The 23522-nt window shown below is 61.6% G+C and carries 22 protein-coding genes; 9 read left to right on the top strand and 13 right to left on the bottom strand.

The features are described from left to right. Position 1 precedes the first annotated feature (1 nt). Positions 2-811, bottom strand: a complete 810-nt coding sequence (locus ACPPVP_RS17430; protein WP_426536397.1) for an enoyl-CoA hydratase/isomerase family protein — start codon at positions 809-811, stop codon at positions 2-4. A 50-nt stretch (positions 812-861) separates the two neighbouring features. Continuing rightward, a complete protein-coding gene (locus tag ACPPVP_RS17425; protein ID WP_426536395.1) occupies positions 862-1812 on the bottom strand; it encodes a FadR/GntR family transcriptional regulator in 951 nt (316 codons plus the stop codon). Between ACPPVP_RS17425 and ACPPVP_RS17420 the strand changes: the two genes are divergently transcribed. Beyond that, entirely contained in the window at positions 1811-2950 is a 1140-nt protein-coding gene (locus ACPPVP_RS17420; protein WP_426536393.1) for an acyl-CoA dehydrogenase family protein, read from the top strand. The genes ACPPVP_RS17425 and ACPPVP_RS17420 overlap by 2 nt on opposite strands. A 197-nt stretch (positions 2951-3147) precedes the next feature. On the opposite strand, the gene ACPPVP_RS17415 is transcribed toward ACPPVP_RS17420, so the two are convergent. The 4 genes from ACPPVP_RS17415 to ACPPVP_RS17400 all read right to left on the bottom strand — a co-directional run bounded on the left by ACPPVP_RS17415 (position 3148) and on the right by ACPPVP_RS17400 (position 8897). Continuing rightward, positions 3148-4806 (bottom strand): AMP-binding protein, encoded by a 1659-nt coding sequence (locus ACPPVP_RS17415; RefSeq protein ID WP_426536391.1) that lies wholly within the window; start codon positions 4804-4806, stop codon positions 3148-3150. A 218-nt stretch (positions 4807-5024) separates the two neighbouring features. Continuing rightward, on the bottom strand, positions 5025-6206 hold the full coding sequence (locus ACPPVP_RS17410) for a phosphotransferase family protein (RefSeq protein WP_426536389.1): 1182 nt from the start codon (positions 6204-6206) through the stop codon (positions 5025-5027). A 30-nt stretch (positions 6207-6236) separates the two neighbouring features. Further along, on the bottom strand, positions 6237-7427 hold the full coding sequence (locus ACPPVP_RS17405) for a CaiB/BaiF CoA transferase family protein (RefSeq protein ID WP_426536387.1): 1191 nt from the start codon (positions 7425-7427) through the stop codon (positions 6237-6239). Between the two features lie 57 nt (positions 7428-7484). After that, complete coding sequence (locus ACPPVP_RS17400; RefSeq protein ID WP_426536385.1) at positions 7485-8897, bottom strand: enoyl-CoA hydratase-related protein; 1413 nt, start codon at positions 8895-8897, stop codon at positions 7485-7487. Positions 8898-9026: 129 nt separating this feature from the next. Here ACPPVP_RS17400 and ACPPVP_RS17395 point away from each other — a divergent pair, with 129 nt between their 5' ends. The 5 genes from ACPPVP_RS17395 (at position 9027) to ACPPVP_RS17375 (ending at position 14073) form a co-directional block, all read left to right on the top strand. Continuing rightward, positions 9027-10199: an acyl-CoA dehydrogenase family protein gene (locus ACPPVP_RS17395; protein ID WP_426536383.1), complete on the top strand. Its 1173-nt coding sequence runs from the start codon at positions 9027-9029 to the stop codon at positions 10197-10199. 73 nt (positions 10200-10272) lie between these two features. Then, the gene (locus ACPPVP_RS17390; RefSeq protein ID WP_426536381.1) at positions 10273-11031 is read left to right on the top strand and encodes a glucose 1-dehydrogenase; all 759 of its coding nucleotides are present in this window, start codon (positions 10273-10275) and stop codon (positions 11029-11031) included. Between the two features lie 19 nt (positions 11032-11050). Continuing rightward, entirely contained in the window at positions 11051-11842 is a 792-nt protein-coding gene (locus ACPPVP_RS17385; RefSeq protein ID WP_426536379.1) for an enoyl-CoA hydratase-related protein, read from the top strand. Positions 11843-11992: 150 nt separating this feature from the next. Then, positions 11993-12862, top strand: coding sequence for a 3-keto-5-aminohexanoate cleavage protein (locus ACPPVP_RS17380; RefSeq protein ID WP_426537909.1), 870 nt, complete (start codon positions 11993-11995; stop codon positions 12860-12862). A 65-nt stretch (positions 12863-12927) separates the two neighbouring features. Then, entirely contained in the window at positions 12928-14073 is a 1146-nt protein-coding gene (locus tag ACPPVP_RS17375; RefSeq protein WP_426536377.1) for an acyl-CoA dehydrogenase family protein, read from the top strand. Between the two features lie 141 nt (positions 14074-14214). On the opposite strand, the gene ACPPVP_RS17370 is transcribed toward ACPPVP_RS17375, so the two are convergent. From ACPPVP_RS17370 to ACPPVP_RS17355, 4 genes are all read right to left on the bottom strand, one after another. Continuing rightward, complete coding sequence (locus ACPPVP_RS17370; RefSeq protein WP_426536375.1) at positions 14215-15396, bottom strand: acyl-CoA dehydrogenase family protein; 1182 nt, start codon at positions 15394-15396, stop codon at positions 14215-14217. Beyond that, on the bottom strand, positions 15393-16268 hold the full coding sequence (locus ACPPVP_RS17365; protein ID WP_426536373.1) for an HpcH/HpaI aldolase/citrate lyase family protein: 876 nt from the start codon (positions 16266-16268) through the stop codon (positions 15393-15395). The genes ACPPVP_RS17370 and ACPPVP_RS17365 overlap by 4 nt, the downstream gene beginning before the upstream one ends. Next, positions 16265-16717, bottom strand: a complete 453-nt coding sequence (locus tag ACPPVP_RS17360; RefSeq protein WP_426536371.1) for a MaoC family dehydratase — start codon at positions 16715-16717, stop codon at positions 16265-16267. The genes ACPPVP_RS17365 and ACPPVP_RS17360 overlap by 4 nt, the downstream gene beginning before the upstream one ends. 68 nt (positions 16718-16785) lie before the next feature. Then, positions 16786-17655 carry an SDR family oxidoreductase gene (locus ACPPVP_RS17355; RefSeq protein WP_426536369.1) on the bottom strand — a complete coding sequence of 290 codons (870 nt, stop codon included), beginning with the start codon at positions 17653-17655 and terminating at the stop codon, positions 16786-16788. 221 nt (positions 17656-17876) lie between these two features. On the opposite strand from ACPPVP_RS17355, the gene ACPPVP_RS17350 reads away from it, so the two are divergent. Further along, positions 17877-18680, top strand: a complete 804-nt coding sequence (locus ACPPVP_RS17350) for an enoyl-CoA hydratase/isomerase family protein (protein WP_426536367.1) — start codon at positions 17877-17879, stop codon at positions 18678-18680. Positions 18681-18682: 2 nt separating this feature from the next. Here the strand turns inward: ACPPVP_RS17350 and ACPPVP_RS17345 are convergent, their stop codons facing one another. Together ACPPVP_RS17345 and ACPPVP_RS17340 are read right to left on the bottom strand one after the other, a co-directional pair. Beyond that, complete coding sequence (locus tag ACPPVP_RS17345) at positions 18683-19483, bottom strand: enoyl-CoA hydratase/isomerase family protein (protein ID WP_426536365.1); 801 nt, start codon at positions 19481-19483, stop codon at positions 18683-18685. Between the two features lie 35 nt (positions 19484-19518). Next, the gene (locus tag ACPPVP_RS17340) at positions 19519-20400 is read right to left on the bottom strand and encodes an SDR family oxidoreductase (protein WP_426536363.1); all 882 of its coding nucleotides are present in this window, start codon (positions 20398-20400) and stop codon (positions 19519-19521) included. A gap of 306 nt (positions 20401-20706) precedes the next feature. On the opposite strand from ACPPVP_RS17340, the gene ACPPVP_RS17335 reads away from it, so the two are divergent. After that, on the top strand, positions 20707-21225 hold the full coding sequence (locus ACPPVP_RS17335) for a MarR family winged helix-turn-helix transcriptional regulator (protein WP_426536361.1): 519 nt from the start codon (positions 20707-20709) through the stop codon (positions 21223-21225). Positions 21226-21275: 50 nt separating this feature from the next. On the opposite strand, the gene ACPPVP_RS17330 is transcribed toward ACPPVP_RS17335, so the two are convergent. Then, a complete protein-coding gene (locus tag ACPPVP_RS17330; RefSeq protein WP_426536359.1) occupies positions 21276-22256 on the bottom strand; it encodes a Bug family tripartite tricarboxylate transporter substrate binding protein in 981 nt (326 codons plus the stop codon). Between the two features lie 217 nt (positions 22257-22473). Here ACPPVP_RS17330 and ACPPVP_RS17325 point away from each other — a divergent pair, with 217 nt between their 5' ends. Beyond that, complete coding sequence (locus tag ACPPVP_RS17325) at positions 22474-23484, top strand: NADP-dependent oxidoreductase (protein WP_426536357.1); 1011 nt, start codon at positions 22474-22476, stop codon at positions 23482-23484. Positions 23485-23522 lie beyond the last annotated feature (38 nt).

Here is a 23522-nt window from a genome sequence, read left to right as displayed (position 1 = left end):
ACTATGCCTGACCGTACTTCGGCTTGCGCTTCTCCTTGAACGACATGGTCGCCTCTTTGTGGTCCGCGGTCTCGAACGTCACCTGCTCGAGCGCCATCGACGCCTCGAGCATCATGTTCACGCGATCCTTGACGATCTGGTTGATGGACAGCTTCGTCCAGCGAATGGCCCAGGTCGGGCCGTTGGCGAGTTCGATCGCGATCTCGCGGGCTTTGGCGAGGACCTCCGCACGCGGCGCAACGTGATTGACAAGCCCGATCCGCTCGGCCTCCTTGCCTTTCAGGAGGGTTCCGCGGATCAGGTATTCCTTGGCCTTGTTGATGCCGATCAGCAGCGGCCAGATCACGGTACCGCCGTCGCCGGCGACCAGCCCGACGCGCGAGACGTGCGTGTCGCCGATGCGGGCGTCCTCCGCCATCACCGTAATGTCGCAAAGAAGCGCGTGGGTCGCGGCAAGGCCGATGGCATCACCGTTGATCGCTGCAATGATCGGCTTGTCGAGCTCGAGCTGGCGGGTCACGCCACGCCGGCTGATCATGGGGTCGTGGACTTCCCCCTCTTCGAGGACGTCGCCGCCCGGCCGCTCCGACATCGCCTTCACGTCGCCACCGACGCTGAAGAACTCGCCTGCGCCGGTCAGCACCACGACGTTGACGGCGCGATCGTCGGCCAAATCGTCCCAGATGGTCCGCAGTTCGCGGATCAGCTTCTGATTGATGGCATTGCGTGCTTGCGGCCGGTTCAAGGTCACGGTCGCGACCTTGTCCGCGACCTCGACCGTCAGGCATTCGTATCTGGCGTATTGGGACACATTTTCCTCCGTTGTTATCATTGGTCGAGCTTGGATCTAGCCACTCTCTGCTATCTGCGCATTCCGGGCTGTACCTCCGCCAGCGCAACGTGAAGCGACATCGCGCCGGGATCCTGTTCCAGCATCCGCTGCACAGATTCCAGATGGGTACGCATCAAGCGCGTCGCCGTTGCGGCGTTTCGTTCACCTAGCGCCGCCAGGAATTGCCGTCGCTTTTCCGCCAGCCTCGCCATCGCGACACCGCTCGACGAGACCTTGGCGTAGACGAAACGCATGTGAATTTCCGTGACCGAATCCATGATCATGGCGATCACCTTGTTTGCGGTCGATGCCGCCAGCAGCTTGTAGAATTCGCGGGAGCATTCGACGCGATCCAGCAATCGCCCTTCCCGCGTCGCATCCTCGGTGCGCCGAATATTGGCCTCGAGCGCGTCGAGATCGGCCTTTCGCGCGTTGGCACAAGCTAGCCGCACCACGAGATCGAGAACGTGAACGCGCGCTTCCGACAATTCCCGGACTGAAATCGTGCCGAGACTCAGCATGTCGCGCATGACGCCATTCATGCGGCTGGTATCGCCTTCCTGAATGAAAGCTCCGCCCCTGACGCCCTTCCGCAGCCGAAGCACGCCGGCCATTTCGAGGCTGCGCAAGGCCTCGCGCAGGACATTCCGGCTGACACCGAGTTGCTGGGCCAGATCGCGTTCGGGCGGCAACTTGTCGCCCGGCTTGAGGACGCCGAGCGCGAGCTGCTCGCGGATACGCTCGCAGATTTCCTCGAATGCACGCCGGGTGTGGATCGGGCGGAATTTCGGCGCAGCCGGCGCTCCGCCCGCGCGGTGATCGGGGACCCGTTCGCGCCGATCAGGCGATGGGGACCTGGGACGGGCGGGGACGCGAGGGCTTGACTTGGTGCTCATGCGGTGAATTATTAAATGGATCACCCATTCAACGGAAGCCCCTTTTTTAGCTTCCTGCAAAAAAGATGACCCAGGGGTCCACATGAGCTTCACCGAGGAGCAGATCGCATTCCGCGACACCGTGCGGAAGATGGTCGTAAAGCACGTCGCGCCGATTGCGGCCGAGATCGACGAGACCGACCGCTTCCCGATCGAACTCGTGAAGCTGTTCGGCGAGATGGGGCTGATGCAGCTCTGGGTGCCGGAACGCTACGGCGGTCCGAACGGCAACCTGACCATGGCCTGCCTCGCCCGTGAGGAGATTTCCAAAGTCTCGCCGGCCTGCGCCTCGATCGCGGCGCTCAACACCATGTTCATCATGCCGCTGCTTCACTTCGGCTCCGAGGAGCAGCGGACCAAATACCTGCCGATCATCGCCAAGGGCGGCGTGGTCACGGCGATCGCGATATCCGAACCGCAGGCCGGCTCCGACGTCACGGCGATCAACACGCGTGCGCGGAAGGACGGCGACAGCTACGTCCTCAACGGTCGCAAGCAATGGTGCAGCTATGGCGTCGTCGCCGACTACATCGTGGTGATGGCCCGAACCAGCGACGCCCCGGGCGCCGAAGGGATCAGCGCCTTCATCGTCGAACCGAAGCGGATGTCAGGTATCGCGTTCGGACGCCACGAGCGCAAGATGGGGTTCCGCGGCGCACCGAACACGCCGATCTTCTTCGACAATGTCCGCGTGCCCGCGGAGAATTTGGTCGGAGAGGAAGGCAAGGGTTTCCGGGCATCGATGCGCGCGCTCGACCTCAACCGCCCGACCATCGGCGCCCAGTCCGTCGGCTTGGCCCAAGGGGCACTCGAGGCGTGCGTTACCTACGCCAAGGAACGCAAGCAGTTCAAAAAATCGATCTCGGAGTTCCAAGGCGTGCAGTTCATGCTGGCCGACATGGCCATGCAGATCGAGGCCGCGCGAGCCCTCGTCTATGAATGCGCCCGAGCGGGCGATGCCGGCGACTGGAAACGCCTCAACGTACTCGCCAGCATGGCTAAATGCGTCGGCAGCGACATGGCCATGAAGGTAACAACGGACGCCGTCCAGATCTTCGGTGGCTATGGCTACACCATGGACTATCCGGTCGAGCGCATGATGCGCGACGCCAAGCTGACCCAGATCTTCGAAGGCACCAACCAGATCCAGCGCGTAGTCATCGCCCGCGAGCTGTTGCGATAACGAAATCGTTGCAGCGCCACGCATCAACGCGCCTGCGGCGCGCTACACTTGTGTTGCGACTATCTCGCCTCCGTCCGGCCGCTTCTCCGATGGACCGGTGCAATCAGCGCTTGCCCTCGGGTGACGCAACCGGCGGTCACGCACCCGACCTCGAACGGCACCGGTAGCAACACGGAAGCGATTGTCTAAGTCCACTACTATCCGTTGGCTGCCCGAGGCGGCTCCGCAAATGCCTTTGCGATCTCCCGTAGCTGATATTTTTGCACCTTACCCGCCGGGGTCTTTGGGAGATCCGTAATGGTCTCGACACGTTCGGGCCAATATTGCTTCGCGACCTTGTTCTGGGCCATGAGGGCCTGCACGCCGGCCAAATCGAGCGAATGTCCGGGACGAAGAACAACGAATGCACAGGCCCGTTCGCCTAATCGTGCGTCCGGGTACCCGACGATCGCGGCCGACAGCACCGCCGGATGCTTGAACAGCAGGTTCTCGATGTCGAATACCGGCACGTTCTCACCGCCGCGAATGATGATGTCCTTGATGCGGCCGTCGATGCGGATGTAGCCCTCGTCGTCCGTATAGGCCATGTCACCGGTGTCGAACCAACCCTCTGCATCGAACGGCTCCATGTCGGCTCGCTTGTAATAGCCGAGGCACATCTGAGCACCGCGCACCTTGAGCAGCCCGCGCTCACCAACCGCAGCCGGAGATCCGTCCATGCGAAGCACCTTCACTGCGACGCCCTCGAGCGGACGGCCGTCCGTCTTCGATGATTTCTCGAGTGCCCGCTCGGGTTCGGTCAGGGTCCCCGACAGGCATTCGGTCATACCCCACAACGAGCAAACCTTCAGATCAAGCTCGCGGTAGACGCGATCAATCAGAGCGGGTGGAATTGGAGCGCCCGCGCAAAGGAAATTCCGCAGCCGACCCGGCTTCGGCGACCCGCTCGCAACCGCCTCGCACATATCGGCGAGAAATGTCGCCGCACCGGCCGAATAGGTCACGCCCTCGTTGGCCATGATGGCAACGCCGCGCTTTGGCTCCCACACGTCTTGAAATACGACAGTGGCGCCGATCTTTAGACCGAGCAGCATGCCGGCCGCAAATCCGGTCATATGCCCCAGGGGCGAACAGACCAGCATTGTATCGTTCGCAGCGAGGTGAAACCTCCCGCCAAGGGCAACACTGCAAGCCATCAGCGAATTGAGAGAATGCATGACGCCCTTGGGCGACCCTGTGGTGCCCGACGTAAACATCAACACCGCCATCTGATCGGCCGGAAGCGCGCCGATTTCGCCGACCGGCGGCGGACCAAGACGTTCGCGGCCGGACAGCAGCGCCTGATCGAAGCTGTCAGTCCCCTCGCCATCGACAGCGATGATGTGCTGAAGTTTTGGCAGTTTGGGTCGCAGCGACTGCGCCATTGCCTCGTAGTCGAAGCCGCGGAACACCTTGGGTACGATCAAAAGCTTGGTTTCGGCGAAGGCGAGCATGTAGCTCAGTTCATGCTCGCGAAAAATCGGCATCAAGGGATTGACGACGGCCCCGACCCGGAATGCCGCCAGGGCGATCACCGCGAATTCCCACCAATTCGGAAGCTGTACCGAGATGACGTCGCGAGGACCGATACCGCGCTGCTTCAATGCCGCGGCTGCCCGCGAAACCAGATCGCCGAGCTCGGCGTAAGTCAGGCGTTTCGGCTCGGTACGATCGGCGCGGTCGGCCAGCAGCGCCAGTTTTCCCGGCGTTGCGGCAACGGTTTGCTGCAGGAACTCATCGAAGCTCCTGTCGATCCAGAATCCACTGGCGCGCATCGATCGCGCGTGGGCGACGGGATCGAATTGATGTTCGCTCATGCGTACCTCCATGACATCAGACGCGGCTCTTGGCGGCTTATTGGTTCGCTAGTGTACTATTTTGGCCATGGACTTCAACCGCAAAATTCAGCGCATTTCTTTCCGTTTGGCTCACGTATTGTCGCCGACAGGGAGGTTAGCGGGCTTTGAGGCAAAGCCGAGAGAATGGATATGATACACATGTGTTCAAACATAAGGGTGTTGGCGAGACTGGCCCGTCAATCCCGGAAACTGTCGAGCGCATCCAGATCGGCCATCGCCGTCGTCATCCGCTCGATCATCGTCAGCGTCGTGTCCTCGGGCTGCATGTTCGGCAACAGCGGCGAGTGACATAGCGTGATCGTCCACATCGCGAGCGCGTGCACGATCTGCTGCCGGTAACGCAGAAAGCTGAGGTCGAAGTCCGGTGTGATGCCGGTCTTCTCCGCGAACCGCTCGATATAGCGGGCCAGCAGCTCGCGCTCCCAGCTCCGGCGATTGTCCGAGGTCAGTGACGCCGTCACGGCGTAGGCGAAATCGCGCGACCAATGCCCGCGCGAAAGACATTGCCAGTCGCATAGCCCCATCTGGCCCGAGCCCGTCCGGTACCAGTTACCGATATGCACGTCGGAGTGAATGAGCCCCTGCGGCTCGCTGTCATGCAGCGCAAGTGCGCGCATCGTGGCCGGCCAGACATCGTCGCGGCGCGTCAGCACCTTGGCCGGAATGACGTGAGCAGCGGTGTCAAATGCCTTGCGGGTGTAGTACTCCGTGCCCATTTTTGCAGCCCCGATAGTGAACCAGCGGGGATAGCTGGCGAGCCACCGGTAGCGTTCGGCCAACGTCGGATCGCCGTAGAAGCGGCCGTGCAGCGACGCCAGCAGATCGATCATGTCATCGGCCATGGCGCGCGTGACATAGGTCTTGTGATTGCAGAACGTCGCGGATTTGGTGGCGACCAGATCTTCCAGCAGATGGATCGCCGCAAACGTCCGGCGATCGTAGGCGGAATGATAGCACAGCGGCGCCTCGATCTCGAGTTGGGGACGGATCTGCGTAAAGAAGCTTCCCTCCACGCGCGCCGTGCCGTTGAAACCGCCGATCATGCGGGTGACGATGCTCGGCAGCGACTTGGTGAAGATCGAGACCGGCAAGCCGGCGCGGCGTCCTTCCTCGTTGTAGGACACTTTCAACTGATGCCGCTCGTGCGTTCCCGCGCTCGCCGGCTTGACTTCGACCTGCGTAACGATCGCTCCCGGCGTCTTGTTGCACAATACGGCCGTCAGCCATTCCGCCGTAACCGCATAAGGCGAACAGGGCACGTCATCGAACCGCCGCGCCTTTGGCCGCGCCAGACGTTCGTAAGCGACGCGTCCTCCGATTTTCAGCGCGGCAAGGGCCGTATTTGTTGATCGCCCCATTTATAAACTCCCGTTAAGCTGCGCAAAACTTCACCCGATCACGCGGGCCCGCCGTAACTCGCCGATTGTCTCGCGTGACAAGCCTATTTCATCCAGGACATCGTCGGTGTGCTGCCCCAGCAATGGTGGCGGCCTGCCTGCGTGGCGCTCCGCCCCGTTGATCCGGACAGGGTGGCCGACGCCGCGCAGCTGGCCCGCAGTTTGATGTTCGTAGTCGACAATGATGCCGCTCGCCCTGGTGTGCGGGTGGTCGAGCAATTGCGCGATCGAATTGATGGGTGCGCAGGGAACGCCGACGCCGGTCAGCACCTCGTTCCAGTGCGCGACGGACTTTTGTATCAACGCGGCCTGGACATGACCGAGGGTGTCCTTGCGATGCATAACGCGATCGGCATTGGTCCTGAATTTGGGGTCGTTGACGATCGCGTTCAGTCCCGTGACCGCGCAGAACTTGCGCCAGAGATTGTCGTTCGCGACCCCGATCATGATTGGACCATCTGCCGCCTCAAAGGCCTGATAAGGGCAGAGCGATTCATGGCTAGAGCCGCATTTCGGCGGCTGCACGCCGCGCTCCCAGAAGGTCTGGAGATTATAGCCGAGCAGACCGAGCGCGGTTTCGAACAGCGAGACCTGAATCTCGCCGCCCTTCCCGGTTTTTTCACGCGCATACAATAGCGCCAGAATGCCGCTAAAGGCATGCACGCCGGTCATCTGGTCGATCGGCGAGATCGGACTGCGGATATAACCGCCATCCTCGTCACCGGTCATCGACATGACCCCGCAGAACGCCTGCAGGATCACGTCATAGCCCGGCGAGTTCTTCAGCGGCCCCGCGCGGCCAAAGCCGGAGATGCTGCAATGGATCAAGCGGTCGTTCAGGGTGCGCAGCGTCGGTGCATCGATGCCGAGGCGTTCGGCGACACCGGTTCCGAAACTTTCGATAGCGACGTCGGCGGATTTTGCCAGCGCATGAACGAGCTCGCGCCCCTTTTCCGATTTCATGTCGACTGCGATGCTGCGCTTGTTCCGGTTCGCACTGAGGAACACGGTGCCCAGACCCGGCGCCGGAAATGGCGGCCAGCCCCGCGTTTCGTCACCCTGTCCGACGGTCTCCACCTTGATGATATCGGCGCCGAGATCGCCGAGATATTGGGCGCATAACGGACCCGCCAGGACTTTCGACAGGTCAAGGACACGGATGCCGGTCAGGGGTTTTGACACTGCTGTTCTCTCGATTGGTTGCGCCGCAAGCGCGGATTTATTCGGAGGTAGCGCAAATCAAGCGCCGGGTTCCAAGGAGGAAAAGGCGCCCGCCATGTAGGCTGGGAAGCCATATTTCGTGACCAGCAGATAATCAGCCGCACGGCGCTGATCCTCGGAGAAGCTGGCCCGCCATTGGTCTGCTACGCGATATGCGCGCGCCAGCCGCTCGCGCAGCGCACGTTTGCCGTCGGTGACCGGCTCTGCCTCCAGCCAGAACGCGGACTGCGCAATAACGCCATCGAAGGCCGGTATATTGTTCTGCCCGTGAAATCCGGCGCGGGCGAACGCATCTGAAAGTGTTGCATCTGCGCCGGCCAGCAACACCTCGGAGACCGCAGCGACCGCCTGTTCGACGGGCGCCGGAATGCCGCCCGCCTTGCGAAGACGGTCATGATCGAGCCGGCCAAGAAACAGCGCCCTGATCATGTTGCGCGGCTCGCGCCGCTGGATGAGCTTTGAGAAGATCTGCATCTCGGTGCGGATTGCCGCATCAAATGGTTGCGGCAATCCCTCGCCGACGCAATCGAGAATGGCGAGCGGCGCGGGATAGTGCCCGAGGGTCCCGGCCAGAACGCTTTCCCGTTTTCGCGCGACGATCGAAGCTGCCTCATCCACATCCGCTGGCCGCCATCCAGCACGATCCCAAGGCTGCGACGCCGACGGCTGCGATAGCACCCATCGTTCCGCCGCGGCCACCTCTTCACCGGCAGGAACCAACTCATCGATCACGCCTGCCGCGACAGCGGCCTGCCCGGACAACCGCGCGCCCTCTAGCAGGATCGGAAATGCCTTTTCGATTCCGGTCAGGCGCGGCAGCCGTTGAGTTCCGCCACCTCCCGGCAACAGCCCGACCAATGACTCCGGCAAACCAAACGCAACCTTGGGATCGTCGACCATGACCCGGTGATGGGTCGCCAGCGCCAGCTCAGCACCGCCACCGAGCGCCAAGCCCGCGATCGCAGCCGCAACAGGTTTGCCCGCGCTTTCGATTCCGCGCAGCGCCTGGCTGAGACGAAAGAAATGGTCGAACGCCACTCGGTCGCGCGTCTCGGCCGGCGCCGCCATGATCATGTCGTAGGCCGACCCAAGCTCGGCAAGGTCGGCACCGGCACAGAATGCCGACGGTTTTCCCGAACGAATGACCACACCCTCCACGTCGCCGCCGCGGAGCCAGCGGCTAAAGACGGCGAGTTCGGCGATGGCGGCGTTGGAGAACACGTTCATCGGACGGCCGGGCATGTCGAAAACAAGATGCAGGACATTGTTTTCGCTGCGTTCGGCCCGGAATTGCTGCAACTCTCCCAACGCGTCCATGGGCTCCCTCTCCGTCGTCGTTTTTCGCCCTATAGCATATCGTATATCTGTGTACCAGTTTAAACGAACGTCTTTGCGACTGTGAAAACTCTCAACGAAGCTGCCGCGCACCACGTACGAAAGTTCTGGCGCGCTCGGCTCAAAGACTAGTGATGTGATGCAAAAACCCCGCAGCGCCAGCTTGCCATTTATCATCCCGAGCCATATAGTACACTACCTAACTAAATTGATGTGGACATGTCGATGATCGAGCGCACCATTTTCCGCGAGGAACATCATATTTTCCGGGAATCGGTCCGGCGCTTCGTCGATCGCGAGATCGTGCCGTTTCATGCGCAGTGGGAAAAAGACGGCATTGTCCCACGGGAACTGTGGCTCAAGGCCGGCGCCGAAGGCCTGCTCTGTTGCACGGTGCCGGAGGAATATGGCGGCATGGGCCTCGACTACCTGTTCGACGTGGTCGTGTTCGAAGAGTTGTGGCGCTCGGGCGCGAGCGGCCCGGGGTTTCTGATCCACACCGATCTGGTGGCGACCTATCTGCTCTCCTTCGGAACCGAAGCGCAAAAGCGGCAATGGCTGCCAAAGATGGTGTCGGGCGAAGCGATCGGTTCGCTCGGCATGACGGAGCCTCATGCCGGCAGCGACCTCAAGGCGATCCGGACCCGCGCGGTGCGCGATGGCGATGATTTCGTCATCAACGGCCAGAAGGTCTTCATCTCCAACGGCCAGCTCTGCGATTTCGTGGTGTTGGCGACCAAGACCGACGGCAGCGCCGGCGCCAAGGGCGTGACGCTGTTCATCGTCGAGAGCAACCGGCCCGGCTTCCAGCGCGGAAGAAATCTCGAAAAAATCGGCATGAAGGCGCAGGATACGTCCGAACTGTTCTTCGAGAATATCCGCATTCCCGCCACCAATATGCTGGGGCAGGAAGGCAAGGGCTTTGCGCTGATGATGACGAAGCTGTCGCAGGAACGGCTCGCCCAGGCGATTCGTTCGGCCACCGTCACCGAAACCGTGCTTAACTGGACCGTTGAATACACGTCGGACCGCAGCGTGTTCGGTCAAAAGCTTGCGAACTTCCAGAATACCCAATTCAAGCTCGCCGATCTCAAGACCAAGGCGACGGTCGCCCGTGTCTTTACCGATCGATGCATTTCGCTCTTCATGGAGGGAAAGCTCGATCCGGTGGACGCCGCGATGGCCAAGATGTTTACCTCCGAGCTTCACTGCGAAGCGGTCGATGAATGCCTGCAATTGTTCGGTGGCTGGGGCTATATGACGGAGTATCCGATCGCGCGGGCCTATATCGACGCCAGGATCGTAAAGATCGCGGGTGGATCGATCGAGATCATGAAGACCATCATTGCCCGCCAGATGTTCGCGCAATGTGGTTTTGCGCTCACCAAGAGCGGCTGATCTCGCCGGTCGGCTAACGTCGGCGGCCCAAACAAAACAACGGCCAAAGCGCCGCAAACCAAGGGAGCGAGATTTGAAAGGCTTATCAGGCAAGGTAGCGATCGTTACCGGCGGCGGCCAGGGCATCGGGCGCGCCATCACCCTGCGGCTCGCGGAAGAAGGCTGCAAGGTCGCGATTTTCGACATCAATCCCGACGCCGGACATGAAACCGCGAAACTGGCGCCGAAGTCGGCGATCACGACTTACACCGTCGACGTCGGCGACCGCGCCTCGGTCGATCGCGCGGTCGCGCAGGTCGAGGCCGAACTCGGCCCGATATGGGTGCTCGTCAACAACGCCGGCTGGGACCGGCCGATGCCGTTCCTGAAGACCGACAAGGATCTCTGGGACAAGATCATCCGCATCAATTTGTATGGTCCGCTCAACACCCACCATGCCATTGCGCCGCTGATGGTCGAGCATGGCGGCGGCCGTATCATCAATATCGCCTCCGATGCCGCCCGCGTCGGCACCAGCGACGAGGCGGTCTACTCGGCCTGCAAGGGCGGACTGATCTCCTTCACCAAATCGATTGCCCGCGAGCTTGCGCGAAAGAACGTGCTGCTAAACGCCGTGTGCCCGGGTCCCACCAACACGCCGATGATGGCGGCCGTGCTGGGCGAAGGCGAACAGGCCGTGAAATGGAAGGACGCGATGGTTCGCGGTATTCCCTTAAAACGCATGGGCGAGCCCGACGACTATGCCGGCATCATCGCCCTGCTCGCTTCGGAAGACGGGAAATTCATCACCGGACAGGCCATCTCGGTGTCCGGCGGCATGAACATGATCTAGCAGATGTGAGGATGATACGATGTTCGACCCGAGCAAATTCACCGATGTAATCTACGAAGTCCGCGATCGTGCCGCCTGGATCATCATCAACCGGCCCAAGGTCTATAATGCTTTCCGCGGCCAGACGCTTGAAGAACTGATTCAGGCATTTCAAATCGCCGCGAACGACCGCAAGGTTTCGAGCATCGTGCTGACGGGTGCCGGCGACAAGGCGTTCTGCACCGGCGGTGACCAGTCCGCGCATGAAGGACAGTATGACGGCCGCGGCGTCGTTGGCCTGCCGATCGACGAGTTGCAGGGCCTGATCCGCGACGTTCCCAAACCCGTCATCGCACGCGTCAACGGCTTTGCGATCGGCGGCGGCAACGTGCTGGCCACGCTGTGCGATCTGACGATTGCCGCCGACACCGCGCAATTCGGGCAGGTCGGGCCGAAAGTCGGCTCCGTCGACGCGGGCTGGGGCACCGCCTTGCTGGCCCGCCACGTCGGCGACAAGAAGGCACGCGAAATCTGGTTCATCAACGACCGCTATTCCGCCGAGCAGGCGCGCGAAATGGGTCTTGTCAACAAAGTCGTCCCGGCCGCCGAGCTCGATGCCGCGGTCAAGGATTGGACCGACAAGCTCGCGCAGCGGTCACCGACCGCGATTGCGCTGGCGAAACGCTCCTTTAATGCCGATACCGACAGCATTCGCGGTATCAGCAACCTGGCTTTGCATGCGGTGAAGTTGTTCTACGACACCGCGGAATCGAAGGAAGGTGTCGCCGCTTTCAACGAGAAGCGTGCGCCGAACTTTCACAAGTTCACTTAGCCGTTTTGGCAATGAACGCGTCCCGTCCCTCGCCTTCGCTGATGGCCGCTTTGGGCATCCGCTGAAAGCGCTCTGCAAGAGGAAAACACCGTGCCGGCACGTAAGGTCATCATTTCCTGCGCAATCACGGGCTCGATCCACACCCCCTCGATGTCGCCTCACCTTCCAGTGACGGCGGCGGAGATCGCGGAGTCCGCTCTCGGTGCTGCCGAAGCTGGCGCCGCCATCGTGCATCTTCACGCACGCAATCCGCAGGACGGTCGACCGGACCAGTCGCCGGAAGCCTTCGAGCCGTTTCTTCGCGTCATCAAGCAACGATCCGATGTGGTCGTGAATCTCACGACCGGCGGCTCGCCCTATATGACTGTCGAGGAGCGGATCAAGCCCGCGGCGGTCTGGAAGCCGGAGGTCGCCAGCCTCAATATGGGGTCGATGAATTTCGGCCTGTTCCCGATGCTCAAGCGATACAAGCAGTTCAAGTACGACTGGGAGCCCGCGATGCTGGAAGGCTCCCACGATCTGGTCTTCCGTAACTCCTTCAAGGATATCCGCTACGCGCTGGAAACGCTCAACTCGACCGGAGCGCGTTATGAGTTCGAGTGCTACGACACCAGTCATCTCTATAATCTGCCCCATTTTTGGAGCGAAGGTCTGGTGAAGGCGCCGTTGTTCATCCAGACCGTATTCGGTCTGCTCGGCGGCATCGGCGCGCATCAGGAAGACGTCATGCACATGAAGCGCACCGCTGATCGCCTGTTCGGCGACAATTATCGCTGGTCCGTGCTCGGCGCCGGGCGTGCGCAAATGCCAGTCGCGGCGATCGCGGCAGCCATTGGCGGCAACGTGCGCGTGGGCCTGGAAGACAGCCTCTGGATCGGCGCCGGCCAACTCGCGGCATCCAACGCCGACCAAGTGACGCAGGTTCGAAAGATCATCGAAGGACTGGGGCTGGACGTGGCGACAGCCGACGAGGCGCGCGAAATCCTGGAGCTCAAGGGTGGCGACAAGGTCGCGTTCTGACGCACGTCATCGATCGGAATCAATGCTGCGGCCGCATCGCGAACACCAATAAACAGGAGGCCTCGATGCTACCCCATCGCAGGGTTTACGACGAAGAACACAACCAGTTCAGGGAAGCCGTGCGGCGCTTCGCAGCGTCAAAGATCGCGCCCGATTTCGCACGATGGGAAGAAGCCGGCATCGTCGACAGGTCGCTCCTCAATGCCGGCGGCACGGCCGGGCTGCTCTGTCCACAGGTGCCGGAAGAATTCGGCGGCGCCGGCGGCGACTTTCGGCATAACGCCGTCGTCATCGAGGAACTCAGCTACTCCGGCTTCGCCGGTCCCGCCACCGACTTCTCCGTGCACAACGATGTATGTTGCGGCTACCTGCTCAGCTACGGGACCCCCGAACAGAAGAAGAAATGGCTGCCGCGCATGGTCTCCGGCGAAACCATTTGCGCCATCGCGATGACCGAACCCGGCACCGGAAGCGACCTGCAGGGTATCCGTACCCGCGCCGTGCGCGAAGGCGACGAGTATGTGATATCGGGCCAGAAAACCTTCATCACCAACGGACAGATGTGCGATCTGATCATCGTCGTGGTCAGGACCGCACAGGAGGGCGGTTCGCGGGGGATGAGTCTTGTTCTTGTCGAAACCGACAGGCCGGGTTTCCGCCGTGGCAGGAACCTCGAAAAGCTTGGACATCTTTCGTCCGATACGTCCGAGCTGTTCTTCGACGGCGTGCGGGTGCCCGTCACCAATCTGCTGGGTGCGGAAGGCGGCGCGATGGGCGCCTTGATGAGCGAACTTCCGCAGGAACGCCTGACCATCGCACTGCATTCAATCGCCGCCGCGCAAAAGGCCTTCGATCTTGCCAAGGACTACGTCCAACAACGCAACGCCTTCGGTTCGCCGATCGGCAATTTCCAGAACACCCGGTTCAAGCTGGCCGACCTGAAATCCGATCTAGCGGTGGGCTGGGCCTATGCCGACCAGTGCCTTCATGACCATATCAATCGCGAACTGACGACGTACGCCGCGTCGACCGCAAAGCTCTGGATCACCGAAATGCACGGCCGGCTGGTCGACCAATGCCTGCAATTCTTCGGCGGCTACGGCTTCATGCGCGAGTACGAGATTTGCCGTCTCTACGCCGACGCGCGTGTGCTGCGAATCTACGGCGGCACATCGGAAATCATGCGCGAGCTGATTTCGCGCAACCTATGAGCCAGATCGGAGCTGCATCTTCGAGACGCCGCTTCGCGGCTCCTCAGGATGAGGTCTGATAGCCGCGGATGAGGTCTCAAACCTTTCATGGTGAGGCGCGCCGCGCGTCTCGAACCATGAGGCCAACTTTCGTGAAACTTCTCAGTAGCTCTTCGGCAACTCCAGCACCTTCTCGGCAATGAAACTGAGGATCAACTGCTCGGTGATCGGCGCCAACCGCGTGATCGAGACCTCGCGGAACAGCCGCTCGACGTGATACTCCCTGGCATATCCAAAACCGCCATGGGTCATGATCGCCTGCCACGCCGCGTCGTGGCCGGCGCGGGCGCCGAGGAATTTCGCCGCATTGGCTTCGGCTCCGCAGGGCCTGTCGTGATCGTAGAGCCAGGCGGCGCGTAGAGCCATCCGCCAGGCTGACTCCAGATACATCCAGTTCTCCGCGAGCGGATGCTGGATGCCCTGATTCTGGCCGATCGGTCGGTCGAACACCACGCGCTCCCTTGCATATTTGGCGGCACGGCGCAGCGCGTCCTGGCCGATCCCGATCGCTTCGACCGCAATCAGGATGCGTTCGGGATTGAGGCTGTGCAGGATGTAGGAAAAGCCCTTGCCCTCCTCGCCGATCCGGTCGGCTTCCGGGATGAACAGGCCGTCGATGAAGATGGCATTGGAATCGACCGACTTGCGGCCCATCTTGGGAATACGATGAACATCGATCTTCGAGCGGTCGAGATCGGTGTAGAAGATCGTGATCCCATCGGTCGGGCGCTTGCAATCCTCATATTTGGTGGTCCGGGTCAGCAGCATGATCTTGTTCGCGACCTGCGCGGTTGAGGTCCAGACCTTCTGGCCGTGGACGAGATAACCGCCGGGGACTTTCTGCGCAAACGTCTTGATCCGGGTCGTGTTGAGCCCGGCATCCGGCTCGGTGAAGCCGAAGCAGCATTGATCCTCGCCGGCAACCAGCCGCGGGACCCAGCGCGCCTTCTGCTCCGGCGTGCCCTTGACGACGATCGGATGCGGTCCGAACAGATTGATATGCACCGCCGAGGTCGCCGACATTCCGCCGCCATGGCTGGCGACTTCATGCATCATGATCGCAGCCTCGGTCACCCCGAGGCCGGAGCCGCCATACTCTTCCGGCATGGTGATACCGAGCCAGCCGGCGCCGGCCATCGCACGATGAAACTCGAACGGAAACTTGCCGTCCTCGTCGCGCGCCAGCCAGTAATCATCTCCAAACCGTGTGACGACGCCGCGCACGCCTTCGCGAATCGCCGCCTGATCGTCCCCCAGCTCGAACTCATTGGCCAATGCACTCATGTGGCCTCCTCCCCGGCCGAGGCGAGCGCGCGTTTCGCTGCGATCAGATGCGGCATGTCATACATCTTGCCGTCGATCCCGAGCGTTCCCGCATCGGGCTGCGCTGCGAACGCGGCCACTACGCGGCGCGCATGCGCCAGATCGGCCTCCGACGGCGTGAAGCATTCGTTGATCGTCGCGACCTGCGCGGGGTGTATCGCGATCCGCCCGACAAAGCCGTCGCGGCGGGCGATCCGGCAGCTTTCCGCCAGCCCCTTCTCACCCTTGAAATCCCCGTACAGCGTGTCCAGCGCCATGACGCCCGCCGCGCCGGCAGCGAACAAGCATTGTGCCCGCGCCACCTGATAGGGAAACGTCCAGCTGCCGTCGGCTTCCTTGTTCGAGAGTGCGCCAAGCGCCGCGCCCAGATCCTCCGCACCCCACGTCATCGCAATCAGGCGCCGGTTTGGCGTTACATAACCGGCAAAGCCGATCATGGCGGCCGGCGTCTCGGTCGCAACCACCAGCAGCTTCACGTGACCCGGCGTAACGCCGGTGGCGACCTCAAGCACGTCGACATAATTCGAAATCAGCTCGATATCCTGCATGCCGTTGACCTTCGGGATCAAGATGCCGTCAAGGCCGGGACGGACGATCGCAGCGAGGTCTTCGAGCGTCAGCCCACTGCCGAGCGGATTGATGCGCACCAGAAACGCCCAGTCGCGCGCCGGGCCGGCAAGCAGGCCTTTCACCATGTCGCGCGCCAGCGCCTTGCGCGGCGGCGCCACGGCATCTTCGAGATCGAGAATCAGCGCGTCGGCGCCGATGCCCGATGCCTTTGTGAATTTGTGTTCGCTGTCGCCGGGCACAAACAGAAGGGAACGCAATCTCATGCGGGACGCCTCATCATCAGGCCCATGCGGCGGCAATAGGCGACTTCCTCATTATGCTGATTGAAGCCGCGATGCTCGAAGGTCACGATTCCCTGTGTCGGGCGGGACTTGCTCTCGCGCAGCGCCAGGATCTTCGTTTCCGCCCTGATCGTATCACCGGCAAAGACCGGGCGCGGAAATTTCGTGTCTTCCATGCCGAGATTTCCGACCGTCGTGCCCAGCGTAGTGTCCTGCACCGACAGGCCGATGACCAGGCCGAGGGTGAAGATCGAGTTCATCAGCGGTTTGCCGAATTCGGTCGATTTGGCGTATTCGTGATCGATGTGCACGGCCGCTGGATTATAGGTCAGCGACGAGAACAGGATGTTGTCCATGTCGGTGACGGTCCGCCTGATCTCGTGGACGAAGGTTTGTCCGACGGAAAACTGCTCGAAATAGAGTCCGGCCATTTCTTTTCCTCACCCCGCACATTTATACACACGCGTACGATATCGTCTCGACGCTTGCCCGACTGGCGTCACGGCGCCTTCTTCAATGCTTCCGGGAGCCTGGAGCGATGAAAGCCTTCAAAGGGCGCGCTGCGATTGTGCGGCTCGAGCTTCCACGTGTTGCGCGCATTCGGCGTGCCGCCATCGACGCGGATACAGGAACCGGTGACGTAGGCGGCAGCCGGCGAAAGCAGATACACGATCGCCGCCGAAATTTCGGCCTCGGTGCCGAACCGCTGCAGCGGCACGCCGGCCGTGAAATCATGCAGCTTCTTCTGCATTTCGGGCGTGTAGGTATCGAACCCGCTAGACACGATGCCGCCTGGGGCGACCGCATTGACGCGCACGCCCGAGGAAGACCATTCGCACGCCGCGGTTTCGGTCAGCGTCAGCATGCCGCCGCGCGCTGCGCCGGAATGGGCGAACTCGGGCCAGCCATGCCAGATGTCGGCGATGATATTGACGATTGCTCCGCCATTGGCTTCCATCCAGCGGTTGTAGACCTCGCGCATGAAAATGAATCCGCCGGTCAGGTTACTCCGGACCACGGCCTCGAAGCCCTTGGTCGAAATGGTTTTCATCGGCGCGCGATATTGGCCGCCGGCGTTGTTCACAAGCCCGTCGATGCGACCGTAGGCATCAAGCACGGCGTCGATCGCCGCGATCACCATGGCTTCGTCGCGGATATCGCAGACATGGGTGAGAACCCGACCACCGTCCTCCTCGATCTCAGCCTTCACCTCCGCGAGTTTTTCGGCAGTCCGGCCGAGGATCGCAACGTTGGCACCGAGAGCCGCCAGTTCGTGTGCGGTGCAACGGCCGATCCCGCTGCCACCGCCAGTGACGATGATCGTTTTGCCCTTGAACAGATCCGGTCTGAAGACTGATTGGTACGGCATCGTGCTCTCCGACAGTGACGGACCGGCGGGCCACTCCGCGCCGTCAAAATTAGTACACTATATTATGATATGGTGTATCCTGTTTCGCAAGCGCTTTGCGGCACCTCGCCACAAGCCGGAGGCCGCACGATTGGAACAACCGGCCTATGATGGCCATCCAAACCGCCCCGTGACATCCTGTTGTCCCGGCGACGAATGATTGCCCGAGGGAACGCAACGTCATGGACAAATTCACGACCATCACCGTCGAGCAGCGCGACGCCATTGAAATCCTCTCCCTCAACCGGCCGGATGCCCTCAACGCGGTGACACCCGCGATGGCCGACGAACTGATCGCCTACTTTTCGGGGCTGCACGATCGCCTGACCACGCGCATCGTGATCCTCCGCGGCAACGGGCGGGCGTTCTGCGCCGGGGCCGAGCTCGGTTCGGACGCGTTCGCAGCGCCCGGCGCGGGTCGTCCGCAGCGACAGCTCGACATGCAGCAGCGCTACTCGCGGATCATCCGGCTGATGCGAATCTGCCCGCAGCCGATCGTGGCACTAGTTCAAGGCGCGGCATGCGGCGCCGGGTTTTCGCTGCTGCTTGCCTCCGATGTACGCTTTGCCACACCGGCAGCGCGGATGAATGCCGCCTACATACGCGTCGGCGTCGGCGGCTGCGACATGGGATCCGGCTATCTGCTGCCGCGGCTGATCGGCCTTTCTGTGGCATCGGAACTGCTTTTGACAGGACGGTTTCTCGGCGCGGATCGAGCCAAGGCGGTGGGACTGGTCAGCGACATCGTTGCCGACGACAAATTGCTGGAGACCGGCCTTGCCGTCGCTGCCGAAATGGCCCGCGCCTCGCCGATGGGTTTGCGCCTGACCAAGCAAACACTGAATGCGCTGATCGACGCCCCCGGCATCGATGCCGCGCTGATGATCGAGGACCGTCAGCAGGTGATGCTGCTCGAAACCAGCGACCACCAGGAAGCGGTCGCGGCATTTCGAGAGAAGCGCGACCCGACCTACAAAGATCAATAGAGCTATCGTCCCGCAAATTTCGGTTTGCGCTTCTCCCTGAAGGCTTTTACGCCCTCCTGGGCATCCGCCGTTCGCGAGATCGCGGCAAGCGTTTGCGCCTCGTCTTCCAGTTGGCTCTCGATGGAACGGTTGAGCGTCTGCAGGAACAGGCGCTTGATCCCGCCATAGGCTTCGGTCGGGCCCGAAGCCAGTTCGCGTGCGATCTTCTCTGCCTCGGCAACGACCGCGTCGTCGCTCACGACATAATCCACCAACCCTGCCGCCAGCGCCGCGTCGGCGTCCATCGTTTCCGCCAGCAGGAAAAAGCGTCGGGCGCGGGCGACGCCGATGCGTCTCGTCACCGTCGTCGTCGAGCCGCTGTCCGGCGTGAAGCCGATCTTGGCGAATGCCGACGAAATGCGCGCCGATTTGCCGATCACCACCAGATCGCCCGCGGCCATCAGCGAAACGCTGCCGCCCGCGACGTTGCCTTGTACGGCAATGACGACCGGCGCACGCATCCGGACCATCCGCACGATGGCGGCATGCAGGTCCGCCGTCCAGGATTTGATCGTCACTGGCAGCGCGTCGCCACGCGATGCCAGTGCGGCGAGATCGCCGCCGACACTGAACAGCCTTCCGCGCGCGGAAATCAGTACCGACCGCACATCGTCACGCTCGCTCAGTTCTGCCATGCAAAGGTTGAACTCGCGGCAGAAGTCGCCGTCGATCGGGTTGCCGCGGTCGGGCTGATTGAGAACGATATGCGCGAGCCCACCACCGATTGTGCACTCGAAGCTCGTGGTCGCGATTGCCAGACCCATTTGCGTCTCTCCCGGGCGGTTCAGGCTTGTTGATGTCAGGCCGACCGGCCTTCCTTTTCCTTGCGCGTGGATGCCTGAATGGCCACCCGCGCCCGCTCCCAGTCTTCCGGCGAAAGTTTTGAAAGCCCCGCAAACGTGCTCGGCGCCGCCAGATGGTGCCCGCCATCGATACTGATGGTGTCGCCGGTGATGTAGCTGCAGCCATCCGACATCAGGAAGATCATGAGATTGCGCAACTCATCCATCTTCCCGAACCGGCGCAATGGAACCTCGTCTGCCTGGGTCGCGCCGACGCCGGTCTCCGCCAGCGGATTGAGCTTGTCCCAGGCATTTTCGGTTGGGAATGGACCGGGCGCCACCGCGTTGACGCGAATGCCCTTCGGCCCCCATTCGACCGCGAGCGACATGGTCATCGCATGGACCGCGGCCTTGGCCATCGCAGCCGGCACCACATAGGCCGAGCCGGTCCAGACCCAGGTGACGAGATTGCTGACGATCACACCGGGAAGGCCTGCGGCAATCCAGCGTTTCCCGCATCCCTGCGCTGCGTAGAACGAGCCGTCCATGATGGTCGACCGGATCGCCTCGTAGCCACGGGGCGACAACGTCTCGGTCGGGGCAAGGAAATTGGCGCCGGCGTTATTCACCAGACCGGTGAGAGGTCCGGTGGACCAGATGTCCGCCATCATCTTTTCGATACTGTCGGGATCTCGAACATTGGCGACCAGTGCGTCGGCCCGCCCGCCCGAGCGCGCGCGAATTTCGCCAGCCGCTTGTTCGAGAATTTCGGGCCGGCGGCCGCAAATGAAGACATGCGCGCCATGGGCGGCGAAGCCCAGGGAAATCTCCTTACCAAGCCCCGTGCCGCCGCCGGTGACGAGGATGCGCTTTCCCTGGAGGAGGTCTCGGTTGAACATGAAACAGCAATCCTGCTATTCGACTCGTTACGGCACCCCCAATCGGGCCGCTCCGGCTAAATTGATACACTAATGTACCTAATATGTAAATCGCACTCGTTCCGGCTCGGCGATGTCCGGCGCACTGGATTCGAGCCAGAACCAGCTAAATCAAGCCCGTTTTACAGCATGCCGCGCCGAAAGAGGCGCGGCCGCCGGTCCGCCGCAAGTTCATTCCTTTAAAAATACGCTTGTGTATGGTATGAGTCGAAACACTCAGATCGGCGCGCGGTCGGTATCAGAATTCTTTCGAGGGAATAAACTAACATGGTCGACCTGCCCGACTGGGATCTCCGACTAGGCTACCTCATCCACGATGTTTCCCGGCTGCGCCGGATGATGTTTGACCGCGCCCTCGCCCCGCTTGGGATAACGAGATCGCAGTGGTGGGTGCTTGCATTCATTTCGCGCAAGGATGGACTTCCGCAGACCCAGCTCGCCAACGAGCTCGACGTCGGCAAGGTTGGCGTAGGGGCGCTGATCGATCGGCTGGAGTCTTCCGGCTTCGTGCTTCGACAGGCAGATCCGGTCGACCGCCGCGTCAAGCGCGTCTTTGTCACCAAGCAGGCCCGCGGCTTTCTGGAAAAGCTCCGCAAGGAGACCGACAAGTTCAATGCCCAGATCGCCCAGGGAATTGACCGGAAGGCACTGGAGGCGACGTCGGACGCGCTACTGGCGATGAAGCGCAATCTGCTTGCGATGTCGGACGGAACCACGCTTCCGGCCCACCGCGAGGAAGATTTCGGAAAGAAGACTAAATCGCGCAAGGGCAAGAAAGCGGCTTAGCCTGCGCCGCCCGGAATCACGGCCGTGCTAAAGTGGCGGCTTGACCTGCGTCACTTCTTTTCGATCTTCGCGGTCTCGACAATCTCGGCCCAACGCCTGGTATCTGTTTCCTGAAAGGCGCCCAGTTCCTGCGGTGTCGAGGGAAATGGCGTCGCGCCTACGGCCACCAGATATTTTCTTGCTTCAGGGCTGTTGACGAACGCGGTGACAAGACTGTTCAGTCGAGTGACGATTTCGGTCGGCGTCTTGGCTCGCACGAAAACCCCCACCCAGGCCGTCAGTTCATAGCCCGGCAATCCGCTTTCCGCGATGGTGGGTAGCTCCGGCATTGTCTCGAGCCGCTTCGAACTCGTCACCGCCAGCACCCGCAGCTTGCCGTCCTGGACCAGGCCCTGCGCACTGGCAGGATCGGCGAATACGCAATCGATCTGCCCGCCCATCAAATCGGTCAAAGCCTGCGGCATGCCCCGATATGGCACATGCTGCAGATCGATTCCCTCGCGAAACCTGAAGAGCTCGGCCGCGCCTCTGCTGGATGTGTTGCCGCTGCCAAAGGACAAAGGCTTCTGGCGCTTCTTCGCCACCTCGACGAATTCGGCGACGGTTCCGGCCGGAAAATCCGGCTTCACCGTCAGCATCATCGGTATGGTCATGATGCCCGCGACCGGCGCGAAGTCCGTTTTGGGATCGTAAGGCAACGAATTGAACAGGCTGACATTCGCCGCCTGCGTTGAATTCGTCGTCACAAACGCCGTATAACCGTCAGGCTCAGCTTTCAGAACGGCGAGTGCCGCGAGATTGCCGTCCGCACCCGGCTTGTTCTCGACCACCACCGGGACGTTGGTCGCTGAACGAATGCTTTCGGCCAGATGCCTTGTGACACTGTCGGTCGCGCTGCCGGGCGGGAAAGGTACGATCAGCGTCAGGCGCTGGGAGGGATAGGGTTCCGCAGCAGCAGCAGCAGCAGCCGAAAAAGCCGCGGCCAGAAGAACGAGAACGGCGGGGATACCCCGAGTAAAATTGCCCCTCAATCTGATCTCCTCCCTGGTTTTTCAACGATTGAACGGCACCGCCCTTTTGGATCCACCTCGACATGACACCCTTGCCCGACATCGTACACATATGTACTATTGTTGAGCATCAATGCAAGCGGATCGTCTATCGATCCACGCGTCACCTCCCGTGTCGAGCAATTGCCGTGTCGAGCAATCGAATGCCCCACCATATCTCAGCTGGAACCGTCGGTTCATGAAGAACAATCGCAATCGTCAGGTCATCCTGAAATCCCGGCCGACCGACATTCCTCAGGCCGATCACTTCGAGATCATCGAGTCCGACGTTCCCGACCTGCGCGACGGCCAGATGCTGGTGCAGAATATCTATCTCTCGGTCGAACCCGCCATGCGCGGTTGGGTGAGCAACGTAGCCAATTATTCGGAGCCGGTCCGTATCGGCGAGGTAATGCGCTCATTCGCCGCCGGTGAGGTGCTGCAATCGGCCCATCCCGACTTTAGGCCGGGCGACAAAGTGATGGGAATGTTCGGCTGGCAGGAATTCGCCGCCGTCGGGCCTGCCGCCGTTACGCGAAAGATCAGAGAAGACGACCTTCCGCTTTCGCTCTCGCTCGGTGTCACCGGCATCAACGGGATCACCGCCTATTTTGGGCTGTTGGATGTCGGGCTTCCGCGCCCCGGCGATACCGTGGTGGTATCGACCGCCGCCGGCGCGGTCGGCTCGGCGGTCGGGCAGATCGCGAAGATTTCCGGCTGTCGAACGGTCGGGATAGCCGGCGGACCGGCCAAAGTCGCCCAGTGCCGCGAGTTGTTCGGCTACGACGCAGCGATCGACTACAAGAGCGACGATATCGACTCCGCGCTCGTTGCGGTCTGCCCCAATGGTGCCAACCTCTATTTCGACAATACCGGTGGTCCGATCAGCGACGCGGTTCTGCGCCATCTCGCCGTCGGCGCTCGCGTGGTCATTTGCGGAACCGCCTCGGTCTCAAGCTGGACTCCCTGGCCCAGTGGACCGCGCGCCGAGCGTCATCTGCTGGTGAAGCGCGCACGCATGCAGGGCTTCGTTATCTTCGACTACGCCCATCGGTTCGAAGAGGCTATCGCGCGACTTGCGCAATGGCTCCGCGAGGGTCGATTGCGCTATTCCGAAGACATCCTCCAGGGCATCGAACAGGCGCCCGGAGCAATTGCCAGCCTCTATCGAGGCGAAAATACAGGCAAGCGATTGATCCGGATCCGATGACAGCCGCAGCAGAGTAACTCATCTTCGCGAAAACTGCT

Origin of the sequence: Bradyrhizobium sp. McL0615 (genome assembly GCF_049993905.1) — a bacterium.
Classification (GTDB): Bacteria; Pseudomonadota; Alphaproteobacteria; order Rhizobiales; family Xanthobacteraceae; genus Bradyrhizobium.
This window is presented reverse-complemented; position numbering and strand designations above follow the sequence as displayed.

Excerpts from the sequence above, each read along its gene's own strand:
- ACPPVP_RS17420 (WP_426536393.1), top strand. The coding sequence starts at position 1,811 with ATGAGCTTCACCGAGGAGCAGATCGCATTCCGCGACACCGTGCGGAAG.
- ACPPVP_RS17395 (WP_426536383.1), top strand. The coding sequence starts at position 9,027 with ATGATCGAGCGCACCATTTTCCGCGAGGAACATCATATTTTCCGGGAA.
- ACPPVP_RS17370 (WP_426536375.1), bottom strand. The coding sequence starts at position 15,396 with ATGAGTGCATTGGCCAATGAGTTCGAGCTGGGGGACGATCAGGCGGCG.
- ACPPVP_RS17345 (WP_426536365.1), bottom strand. The coding sequence starts at position 19,483 with ATGGGTCTGGCAATCGCGACCACGAGCTTCGAGTGCACAATCGGTGGT.
- ACPPVP_RS17340 (WP_426536363.1), bottom strand. The coding sequence starts at position 20,400 with ATGTTCAACCGAGACCTCCTCCAGGGAAAGCGCATCCTCGTCACCGGC.
- ACPPVP_RS17365 (WP_426536373.1), bottom strand. The coding sequence starts at position 16,268 with ATGAGATTGCGTTCCCTTCTGTTTGTGCCCGGCGACAGCGAACACAAA.
- ACPPVP_RS17375 (WP_426536377.1), top strand. The coding sequence starts at position 12,928 with ATGCTACCCCATCGCAGGGTTTACGACGAAGAACACAACCAGTTCAGG.
- ACPPVP_RS17350 (WP_426536367.1), top strand. The coding sequence starts at position 17,877 with ATGGACAAATTCACGACCATCACCGTCGAGCAGCGCGACGCCATTGAA.
- ACPPVP_RS17410 (WP_426536389.1), bottom strand. The coding sequence starts at position 6,206 with ATGGGGCGATCAACAAATACGGCCCTTGCCGCGCTGAAAATCGGAGGA.
- ACPPVP_RS17360 (WP_426536371.1), bottom strand. The coding sequence starts at position 16,717 with ATGGCCGGACTCTATTTCGAGCAGTTTTCCGTCGGACAAACCTTCGTC.
- ACPPVP_RS17415 (WP_426536391.1), bottom strand. The coding sequence starts at position 4,806 with ATGAGCGAACATCAATTCGATCCCGTCGCCCACGCGCGATCGATGCGC.
- ACPPVP_RS17335 (WP_426536361.1), top strand. The coding sequence starts at position 20,707 with ATGGTCGACCTGCCCGACTGGGATCTCCGACTAGGCTACCTCATCCAC.
- ACPPVP_RS17380 (WP_426537909.1), top strand. The coding sequence starts at position 11,993 with ATGTCGCCTCACCTTCCAGTGACGGCGGCGGAGATCGCGGAGTCCGCT.
- ACPPVP_RS17385 (WP_426536379.1), top strand. The coding sequence starts at position 11,051 with ATGTTCGACCCGAGCAAATTCACCGATGTAATCTACGAAGTCCGCGAT.
- ACPPVP_RS17325 (WP_426536357.1), top strand. The coding sequence starts at position 22,474 with ATGAAGAACAATCGCAATCGTCAGGTCATCCTGAAATCCCGGCCGACC.
- ACPPVP_RS17355 (WP_426536369.1), bottom strand. The coding sequence starts at position 17,655 with ATGCCGTACCAATCAGTCTTCAGACCGGATCTGTTCAAGGGCAAAACG.
- ACPPVP_RS17425 (WP_426536395.1), bottom strand. The coding sequence starts at position 1,812 with ATGTGGACCCCTGGGTCATCTTTTTTGCAGGAAGCTAAAAAAGGGGCT.